The sequence below is a fragment of the Luteibacter yeojuensis genome (assembly GCF_000964085.1).
Classification (GTDB): Bacteria; Pseudomonadota; Gammaproteobacteria; order Xanthomonadales; family Rhodanobacteraceae; genus Luteibacter; species Luteibacter yeojuensis_A.
Genome location: NZ_JZRB01000026.1, coordinates 39,954 through 49,204 on the forward strand (window position 1 = coordinate 39,954; position 9,251 = coordinate 49,204).

The following is a 9,251-nucleotide window of genomic DNA, read 5'->3' on the forward strand; positions in this document are numbered from 1 at the left end:
GGCTCAGCGCCCCATCTTCGCCACGACCCACCCCGGGATCGGCTTCAGGTCGCTGACCAGGCCCAGCTTCGACATCAGCCACAGGCCATACCAGGTCACGTCCACTTCCCACCAGCGAAAACCCTGGCGGACGGAACCGGGGAAGAAATGGTGGTTGTTGTGCCAGCCTTCGCCAAACGTGATCAGGGCCAGCCATGCGTTGTTGCGGCTGTCGTCGCGCGTGGCGAAGCGGCGCCTGCCGAAGCGGTGTGCCAGCGAGTTGATGGTGACGGTGGCATGGAACAACACCACGGTGGAAACGAAGAAGCCCCACGCCAGCATCTGCCAGCCCGTGGTGCCCAGGCCGGGCGCGACGTGCTCGAGCAGCTTGCCCAGGCCGAACAGCGCCACGGCCAGCAGCACCGGCACGGCGGTATCGAAGCGGTCGAGCCAGCGCAGTTCGGGGTACTTCGCGAAATCGGGCACGCGCTCCAGGTTCGTGCGGAAACCGCGGGGCGTCAGGAACCACCCGGCGTGGCTCCACAGGAACCCGTGCACCGTGGGCGAATGCGGATCCTGCGCGGTATCGGCATGGCGGTGGTGGTGGCGATGGTGGGCGGCCCACCACAGGGGGCCACGCTGCACGCACGAGGCACCGATGACGGCGAAGACGAACTGCACGGCGCGTGGCGCGTGGAAGGTACGGTGCGAGAAGTAGCGATGGTAGAAGCCGGTGAGCGCGAACATGCGCACGGCATACATGGCGGCGGCGACACCCAGGGCAACCGCGGATACGCCTGTCCAGAAGACCATGATGCAGGCCAGGTGCATCGCGACGAACGGGGCCGCCCGCAACCAGTCGATCCGGTCAGCCTTCGCATCGTCGGCCGGGGTCGCGTCGGTGGTATCGACCCAGCGCCGCAGCGCGGCGGCAAGCCGTGGCGGACGGGCATCGATGGCGGTATCGGGTCGCATGGGCCTGCCTCTGCTTGGTCTATCGGGGTATACGAGCGAACCCGCGCGGCGGATGCACGCCCACGGGCCTCACGTCGTGCAATGGCCATCCAGGGGGGCCTTCAGCACATCGTCCACGGCGGCGGCGGGCACGTCGAGGTCCCGCCCTGACACCGGGAAATCGATGCGCACGTCGATGCCCTTGCCCTTGGCGTTGCGCACGGTGCCCATGCCCTCGTAACGCAGCAGGCGGTGGTCCTTCGCGCCGTAGGTCATCTCGATGGTTGGCGCGGCGAACGCATACCAGGCATCGAGCTTCAGCACGAGGTGGCGCTGGCCATCGACGACCTTGCCGCCCAGGATCTTCACGTCGAAGAAGCGAAACCGGCTGGCGACGAGGAACGGTATGGTCGCCCCCGCGCCCAGGGCATCCCAGTGCGCGCGGATGTACGGGTCGAAGCCGGCATCGATAACGGCGCCGGCGGGGATGTCGATCGTCTTCGCCCGCTCGCCGTCGCCGCCACGCGCCACGTGGATATCGAGTTTTGAACCCGTGGCGCGTACCGTTTCGCGCAGGCCGCTGCGTGCATCTTCATACTGCACGTCAGGCCGTGTCGGGTCGCCATGCGTCTGCAGCAGCTTGCGCGCGAACGGCTTGCCATCCGGGCACTGGTAGCTCACCACATGGCGGCCGCCATCGATGTAATGCACTTCGCGATACAGCATGGCCCCGCCGGCGCGTGGCACCGCCTCGCCAGCGTAGCGCTCGGCGCCCTGGGCCGGCAGCACGCACAGGCCAAGCGCGGCAAGGATCAGGCGTTTCGTCGTCATAGGGGCATCCATGGCAGGCGGCTCGCCTTATGGGCTTGTACGAGGGGCAGGGTCGCCCGGATGCAGTCGCGTTTACGTGACGGCCAATCGTGGTATAGATCGCGGCACGCGATTGAGCCGAAGGGATCCCAAGCATGCCAGGCACCACGCCCGCCGAGCGCGATGCGCTGAACGACCTGCTGCAACGCACCGGCGCGCGGGATGAAAAAGCCTTCGCCTCGCTCTACAAAGCCACCTCGGCCCGCCTCTTCGGCGTGTGCATGCGCATGGTCGGCGACCGGGCCGAAGCGGACGACATCCTGCAGGAAGCCTTCGTCACCGTGTGGCGGCGCGCGGCATCGTTCGACCCGGCGCTGGCCAGCGCGTTCACCTGGCTGGTCACCGTGGTACGCAACAAGGCCATCGACCGCCTGCGCCAGCGGCCCGCGGCACCGGCCGCCGACATCGACTGGGAGGCCATCGTCGATACCGAGCCCGGCCCCGCCACGCGGGCCGAGGCCGGCGAAGCCCACGGGCGGCTCCGCGCTTGCCTCGACGAACTCGAAGCACAGCAGCGCCGATCCATCCGTGAAGCCTTTTTCGGTGGCGCTACGTATAACGAGCTAGCGGACCGCGCCAAGGTGCCCCTGGGCACGATGAAGAGCTGGATCCGCCGCGGCCTCCTGCAACTGCGCGCGTGCCTGGGCACATGAACACGACCTTCGAGAACGACAAGGACAACCTGCGTTACGCCGAATACGTGCTCGGGCTGCTCGATGCCGACGCGCGGGCAGCGGTCGCCGCCGAAGTGGCGGCCCAGCCCGAAGCCGGCGCCGCCGTCGCGCGCTGGCAGGCGTGGCTGGCCCCGCTTGCCGTCGAAGTGCCCGCCGTGGAGCCCCCTGCCCATGCATGGCCGGCCATCCAGCAGCGGCTGGGTCTCGCCGGCGCGGCGCGCCCGCGCCTGTGGGACAGCCTGGCGCTGTGGCGCTGGATCGGCGTCGGCGCCAGCGCCGTCGCCGCCTGCCTCGTGGTGCTCACGGCCACCCGGCCGGGGGCGCCACCGGCCCCCGCGCCCGCCGCGCAGGCACCGGCCGTGGTCATGGTGTCCACCTTGGCGGGCGATAACGGCCAGGCCGCCTGGACGGCGACGATGGACGTGCAGCGCGCCGAACTCACCCTCGTGCCGGCCACCCCGCAGCCGCTCGCCGCGGGCCGTGACACCGAACTGTGGCTTATCCCCCAGGGCGGCGCGCCGGTCGCCGTGGGCGTGTTCCCCTCGGCCGATGGCAAGCGTTTCTCGCTGCCGAGGGCCCTGGTGGATCGGCTCGGCCCCACCGCGGTGCTTGCCGTATCGGTCGAGCCGGCTGGCGGCTCCCCCACCGGCCAGCCCACGGGCCCGGTCGTGGCCAAGGGCAGCATCCGCGCCGCCTGAGCTTCTTCACATTTGTCGAAGAAGCGGCCGTAAGATATTGACCGCCGTGCTCAACTTCCACGCCAGGCGGCCGATATGACCATAGCGTTGCAAGCAGGGGAAACAAGCGCGCCATGAAACTCGTCATCGCCGCAGCGATCGTGCTGGCGGTCCACGCTGCCGCCCTGGTGCTCGCACCGGTGGGCGGCATGGCGATCTCGTACGGCTTCTATTTCGCCGCGGCGGTGCTCGCCATGGCCAGTACCGTGCTGGCGTGGTACCGCTCGGGCACGCCACGCGATAACCGCTGGTGGCTGTTGCTGGCCAGCCTCGCGCTGTGGACCGTCGGCATGTCGCTCTCCGCGCGGCAGAACTACGTGATGGATAACTCCAACCCGGCGCCCGGCGACAGCATGTTCTTCTACATCCTGTACGTGCTGCCGGTGCTGGTGGCCGTTTCGTCGGCGCCCGTGGCCGCGCGCAAGCGCTGGGCCCTCGCCATCGACCTGGTGCTGGCCTCGCTGCTGGGCGTGCTGTTCTACGTGCGTACGTTCTCCATCGTCTCCATCGAAGGGGCCATGGGGCCGCAGCAGGCCATCGACGTGGCCCACATGCTCGACTTCGAGAACATCTGCCTCGCCGTGGCGGCGCTGCTGCGCTTCATCGCCACCGACCGCGCCGACGACCACTATTACTTCCGCGCGGTGGCGTGGTTCTTCGTCTCGTACGCGTTCACCGGCTACTTCTACAACCACTACGTGGCCCTGGGCGGGCATCCCGATTTCGGCGACTCGCCGTGGGACATGCTGCTCGACGTGCCCTTCCTGGCCGTGGTGGTGGCCGCGGTCGCGCGCAAGCCGCAGCGCCACTGGATGCCGCCGGTATACCTGGTGCGCTTCGTCCAGAGCGCCAGCCCCACCTTCCTCGCCATGAGCGTGCTGGGCTTCGGCCTCATGGTGATCCCGAACTACCCGTCGCTGGGCATCGCGGGGGCCATCGCCGCCGTGGTCGGCATCGGCCTGCGCGGCACGCTGGCGCAGGTCGACCTGGTGGAAGAAGAGTTCCGCCTGTCGCGCAGCCGCGACGAGCTCGAGGGCCTGGTGTTCGTCGACAGCCTCACCAGCCTGCCCAACCGCCGCGCGCTCGATGAACGCCTGCTGCGCGAATGGCACCGTCCCGGCCAGCGCGAGCCGATCTCGCTGCTGATGATCGACGTCGACTACTTCAAGGAATACAACGACCGCTACGGCCACCTCGCGGGTGACGACTGCCTGCGCGCGCTGGCGTCCACCATGGTGGCGCGCGGCCTGCGCGCGGGTGACTTCCTTGCGCGCTTCGGTGGCGAGGAGTTCGCCGTGGTCGCACCCGGCACGCGCCTTGCCGACGCCCTGGTGCTGGCGGAAGACCTGCGCGCCCACGTCGAAGCGCAGGCCATCTCGCACCCGCGCAGCCCCTTCGGCGTGCTGACCATCACCATCGGTGTCGCGGCGATCCAGCCGGATGCCGCCAGCGGCCCGCTGGAGCTGCTCAACGCCGCCGACCACGCGCTGTACCGCGCCAAGCACGGCGGCCGCAACCGTATCGGCGGCCACGCCGACCAGCGCGCGGAAAATACCATCCGCGCGGTTTAACCCCGTTTCGCCCCCTGCCCCGTTTCATCGTCATGTCCCCAAGGAGGCCATGCACGATGAACACGCTACGCACCACCCTTTCCCTCGTTTTCGCCGGCCTCGTGGTCGCGGCCGGGGCCGCCGGCGCCGAGCCGCCGGCACGCCGCCACCCCACGCCCTCGCCCGCCGTGCCGCCGGATGCCAGCACCGATTGCATCGCGGGCGCCGGCCCCATGGTGATGTACGCGCCGAAGATCATGCCGCAGGTGCGCGGTGGCCGGCGCGCCGCGCCCGTGGCCGTGGCCGCGCCCGCACCGGCGGCATCACCGGAAGCGCTCGAAGCGCAGTCCGTCACCGCCGCGCCCATGCCGCCCCCGCCGCCCGTGCCGGTGGCCCCGGCGAACAGGGCGGCACCCGTCGCGCAGGCGAAGATGATGGGATACGTCGGTGTCATCGGAGGCCTGCCGCCGATGGCGGACACCAGCAAGTACACACACCGCGACACCAACCCGGTGCACCAGGCGGCCACCGACCCGGTCTCCACCTTCAGCATCGACGTGGATACCGGCTCGTACACCAACGTGCGCCACATGCTCAACGAAGGCCAGCTGCCGCCGGCCGACGCCGTGCGCAGCGAAGAATTCATCAACTACTTCGACTACGGCTACGCGCCGCCGAAGGACCGCTCGCGCCCCTTCAGCGTCACCACCGAGTTCTCGCCCTCGCCATGGAACGCGAACCGCCAGCTGCTACTGGTGGGCATCCAGGGCTACCAGGTGCCAGCCAGCGAGATCCCCGCCGCCAACCTGGTGTTCCTCGTCGATACCTCGGGCTCGATGGACGAGCCGGCGAAGCTGCCCTTGCTGAAGGCCTCGCTGAAGCAGATCGTGCCGAAGCTGCGCGCGCAGGATCGCATCTCGCTGGTGACCTACGCCGGCAGCACCTGCGTGGCGCTGCGCTCCACCCCCGGCGACCAGCACGCGAAGATCACCGCGGCCATCGATGCGCTGGGGGCCGGTGGCGGCACGAACGGCGCGGCCGGCATCGACCTTGCCTACGCCGAAGCCGCGAAGGGTTTCATAAAGGGCGGCGTGAACCGCGTCATCCTGGCCACCGACGGCGACTTCAACATCGGCACCGTGGGCACGCAGGCACTCAAGGACCGCATCGCCGACAAGCGCCGCAGCGGCGTCGCGCTCACCACCCTCGGCTTCGGCGAGGGCAACTACAACGACGAGATGGCGGTGACGCTGGCCGACGCCGGCAACGGCAGCCACCATTACATCGACAGCCTGGAGGAAGGCCGCCGCGTGCTCGTCGATGAAATGTCAGCCACGCTGATGACCATCGCCAGGGACGTGAAGATCCAGGTGGAATTCAACCCGGGCGTGGTCGCCGAGTACCGCCTCATCGGCTACGAGAAGCGCATGCTCGCCCGCGAGGATTTCAACAACGATGCGGTGGATGCGGGCGAGATCGGCGCGGGCGCCAACGTCACGGCCCTGTACGAGATCACGCTGAAGGGCGCGAAGGGCGCGAGCGTCGACCCGCTACGGTACGGTACCGATGCACCCGCCACGAAGGGCAACGAACTTGCCTTCCTGCGCCTGCGCTACAAGGCGCCCGACGGCGGTGCGAGCCAGCTGATCGAGCAGCCGCTGTCGGCCAGCGTCACCCCCGCCAGCGAACGCCTGCGCTTCGCCGCCGCCGTGGCCGCTTTCGCCGATAACCTGCGCGGTGGCAAGTACACCGAGGGCTTCGGCTACGCGAAGGTCGCCGAACTGGCCCGCGCTGCGCAGGGCAAGGATGCCGGTGGCTACCGCGCCGGCATGGCGCGCCTGGCCGACCTCGCCAGCGGCATCCAGACCCCGGCGCCTGTGGCGGGTACGCGCTGAACCCCGTAACCTCGTCGGCCATGGATGCTCCCCTGGCCGACGATGCCTCGCTGATGCTCGCCTGGGTGGGCGGGGACGCGGCCGCGTTCAAAGCCCTGTATGCAAGGCACAAGGGCCCGCTGTACCGGTTCCTGCTCAAGACGGTGAAGGACCGGGCGCTGGCCGACGAGCTGTTCCAGGAAACGTGGGCGCGCGTCATCGCGGCGCGCGACCGCTACCGGGCCGAGGCGAAGTTCAGCACGTGGCTGCTGCAGATCGCACACAACCTCGCCATCGACGCTTTCCGCAAACAGAAGCCGCAGGCCGGTGGCGACGAAGCCGACGCGGTGTTCGCCGCGCAGCCGGCGCCCGAGCGCGAACAACCCGAGCAGGCGCTGTCCGAATTCGAACTGCGCCGACGCATGCAGCAGGCCATCGACGGCCTGCCCGACGACCAGCGCGAGACCTTCGTGCTGCGCATGGAATACGAACTATCCCTGGAGGAGATCGCCGCCATCACCGGCGTGGGCCGCGAAACCGCGAAATCCCGCCTGCGCTATGCCATGGCACGCATCAAGCAGTGGTTTGCCGACTGACATGAACCCGAACACGCCCCCACCGAGCGACGACGACCTGCCCGACGAGCGCGAGCTTAAAGCGCTGTACGGCCGCCTGCCGAAGACGGAGCCCGACGCCGCGCTGGATGCGTCCATCCTGGCCGCCGCCACGCGCGCCACGCCGGTGCGGCGCCGGCCGCGCTGGCCCGTGGCGCTTGGCTCCGCGGCCGTGCTGGTGCTCGCCGCGGGCGTGGGCTGGCAGATGCGCGACGCGCCGATCCGCGATACCGCCACGGAGCGCGCGCAGAGCCTGCAACGGCCGGCGCCGCCAGCGGCCGTGGCGCCCGTGCCCGCACCTGCGATCGCACCGCCCACGGCAGCCGATGCGGCGCCCATGGCGGAAACCCGCGCCGCCGCGAAGCCGGCGGTATCGGCGCCCATGCGCAAGGCGGCCGCGCGCCACGCGCCGATGGCGGAAGGCATGGTCACATCGGCGGCGCCATGGGCGGCGCCAGCGCCTGTACCTGCGCCAGCACCCGCCCCCGCCGCGCCCGCCGAGCCCCCTTCACCACCGCCACCGCCCGCCCCACCCGCGGACCTGGCACCCGCCGCCGCGGAGCAGGCGTTCGCGCCGGCCCCGGCCCCTGCCGGCGCACCCGCGATGCAGATGCAACTGCGCGCGGCACCGAAGGTGGCACCGTTGGGTCCGGACGATCGCGTCGGCGAGATCCGCCGCTTGCTCGACCATGGCGACCGCGACGAAGCCCTCCGCAAGCTCGCCGAGCTGCGCCGTCTTTACCCCGCGTACGCCTTGCCGCAAGACCTCCGCGACCTGAAGCCTTGAGCACGTCGCTGGAAACCCTCGCCGCGCCGTTCCGCCACGAGGAAGACATCAAGAAGAGCCGCTTCCTCACCCAGGCGGCGCCCGTGGCGACGCCCGCCGAGGCGCTGGCCTTCTTCCAGGCCGTGGGCGACCCGGCGGCCACGCACAACTGCTGGGCCTACCGCATCGGCGACGCGTACCGCTTCAACGACGATGGCGAGCCCGGGGGCACGGCGGGCCGCCCCATCCTCGCCGCCATAGACGGGCAAGGCTGCGATCGCGTCGCCGTCGTGGTCACGCGCTGGTACGGCGGCATCAAGCTCGGCGCCGGCGGGCTTGCACGGGCGTACGGCGGCGGCGCGGCGGAATGCCTGCGGCTTGCACCCCGGCTGCCCATCGTCGCCATCGGGCGGCTCGCGCTGCGTGTCGAGTTCGCCGACCTCGCCCTCGTCACGGCACGCATCCGCGAGCTGGAAGGCACGATCGAAGAAGAAACCTTCGTCACCGATGGCGCCGACCTCGTCGTCGCGGCGCCCGTGGATCGGCTCGAAGGCATCACGGCACGCATCATCGATGCGACGCGGGGCAGAACGAAACCACGGCCTTCCGCTTAAGGTGTGCAACGGGTGCACGAACCGGTTCATCCGCTATCGCGAATGCATGTGTTCAGCGGCTAGCGCCGCCTTAGGCTGGTGAGGTGTCGGCAGTCGGGGGCGGGCAGGCCCTTGGGGCCGCCAGTCGCGGACCTGCGGACCGGGCCGTAGTAACGATGTCGCGATAACCGATGCATTCGGCGGCCCTCCGCTCATGTCGGCCCCAAGGGCCTGCCCGCCCCCGAGTCGATACGCCTCGTTTCGTGCGGCACAAGCCGGCGCTGCGTGATGCCACGCTCGTTCCGGCACGCCTCGCTTCGGTAGGCGTAGTGGCAGACGTACTTGATGGGCCAGCGTGCACAACGTTGCCCACGATGTACCGTGCCAAGACCCGCGCGTCACCATCCTTCGCCAGAAGGCGACCCTCGAACGTGCGCTGCCAGAGCGGGAAAGTTTGCCCTTGTGCGCAAAGCGCGCGGGTCATCCATGATCGTGCGCGTCCGCGGGCTTTTTGCTTGTGCCCCACGAAACCGGGCGCGTGGACTCGGTGGCGGGTGGGCCCCTGGGGCCGACATGAGCGGAGGGCCGCGCAACGCAACGTAATGGCCAAAGCGCAGCTACGGCCCGGTCCGCAGGTCCG

At 69.9% G+C, this 9,251-nt stretch carries 9 protein-coding genes; 7 read left to right on the forward strand and 2 right to left on the reverse strand.

All coding sequences use genetic code 11. The features are described from left to right. Positions 1-3 precede the first annotated feature (3 nt). Both VI08_RS12820 and VI08_RS12825 read right to left on the reverse strand, forming a co-directional pair. Positions 4-954 carry an acyl-CoA desaturase gene (locus VI08_RS12820; RefSeq protein ID WP_045829990.1) on the reverse strand — a complete coding sequence of 317 codons (951 nt, stop codon included), beginning with the start codon at positions 952-954 and terminating at the stop codon, positions 4-6. Between the two features lie 69 nt (positions 955-1,023). Beyond that, positions 1,024-1,764 (reverse strand): hypothetical protein, encoded by a 741-nt coding sequence (locus tag VI08_RS12825; RefSeq protein ID WP_052697898.1) that lies wholly within the window; start codon positions 1,762-1,764, stop codon positions 1,024-1,026. Between the two features lie 134 nt (positions 1,765-1,898). Between VI08_RS12825 and VI08_RS12830 the strand changes: the two genes are divergently transcribed. The 7 genes from VI08_RS12830 (at position 1,899) to VI08_RS22075 (ending at position 8,632) form a co-directional block, all read left to right on the forward strand. Continuing rightward, complete coding sequence (locus VI08_RS12830) at positions 1,899-2,456, forward strand: sigma-70 family RNA polymerase sigma factor (protein WP_045829992.1); 558 nt, start codon at positions 1,899-1,901, stop codon at positions 2,454-2,456. Then, a complete protein-coding gene (locus VI08_RS12835) occupies positions 2,453-3,175 on the forward strand; it encodes an anti-sigma factor (RefSeq protein WP_045829993.1) in 723 nt (240 codons plus the stop codon). The genes VI08_RS12830 and VI08_RS12835 overlap by 4 nt, the downstream gene beginning before the upstream one ends. A 113-nt stretch (positions 3,176-3,288) precedes the next feature. Beyond that, complete coding sequence (locus VI08_RS12840; RefSeq protein ID WP_045829994.1) at positions 3,289-4,785, forward strand: GGDEF domain-containing protein; 1,497 nt, start codon at positions 3,289-3,291, stop codon at positions 4,783-4,785. Positions 4,786-4,841: 56 nt separating this feature from the next. Further along, the gene (locus VI08_RS12845; RefSeq protein WP_084621487.1) at positions 4,842-6,659 is read left to right on the forward strand and encodes a vWA domain-containing protein; all 1,818 of its coding nucleotides are present in this window, start codon (positions 4,842-4,844) and stop codon (positions 6,657-6,659) included. A gap of 20 nt (positions 6,660-6,679) precedes the next feature. After that, a complete protein-coding gene (locus VI08_RS12850; RefSeq protein ID WP_045829995.1) occupies positions 6,680-7,234 on the forward strand; it encodes an RNA polymerase sigma factor in 555 nt (184 codons plus the stop codon). A gap of 1 nt (position 7,235) precedes the next feature. Further along, positions 7,236-8,039 (forward strand): hypothetical protein, encoded by an 804-nt coding sequence (locus VI08_RS22070; protein WP_052697899.1) that lies wholly within the window; start codon positions 7,236-7,238, stop codon positions 8,037-8,039. Further along, complete coding sequence (locus VI08_RS22075; RefSeq protein WP_045829996.1) at positions 8,036-8,632, forward strand: IMPACT family protein; 597 nt, start codon at positions 8,036-8,038, stop codon at positions 8,630-8,632. Before VI08_RS22070 ends, VI08_RS22075 begins: the two co-directional genes overlap by 4 nt. Positions 8,633-9,251: the final 619 nt, after the last annotated feature.

Bases quoted from the DNA above. Each gene is read 5' to 3' on its own strand.
- VI08_RS12825 (WP_052697898.1), bottom strand. From the start codon at position 1,764: ATGACGACGAAACGCCTGATCCTTGCCGCGCTTGGCCTGTGCGTGCTG.
- VI08_RS22070 (WP_052697899.1), top strand. From the start codon at position 7,236: ATGAACCCGAACACGCCCCCACCGAGCGACGACGACCTGCCCGACGAG.
- VI08_RS12840 (WP_045829994.1), top strand. From the start codon at position 3,289: ATGAAACTCGTCATCGCCGCAGCGATCGTGCTGGCGGTCCACGCTGCC.
- VI08_RS12830 (WP_045829992.1), top strand. From the start codon at position 1,899: ATGCCAGGCACCACGCCCGCCGAGCGCGATGCGCTGAACGACCTGCTG.
- VI08_RS12820 (WP_045829990.1), bottom strand. From the start codon at position 954: ATGCGACCCGATACCGCCATCGATGCCCGTCCGCCACGGCTTGCCGCC.
- VI08_RS12835 (WP_045829993.1), top strand. From the start codon at position 2,453: ATGAACACGACCTTCGAGAACGACAAGGACAACCTGCGTTACGCCGAA.
- VI08_RS12850 (WP_045829995.1), top strand. From the start codon at position 6,680: ATGGATGCTCCCCTGGCCGACGATGCCTCGCTGATGCTCGCCTGGGTG.
- VI08_RS12845 (WP_084621487.1), top strand. From the start codon at position 4,842: ATGAACACGCTACGCACCACCCTTTCCCTCGTTTTCGCCGGCCTCGTG.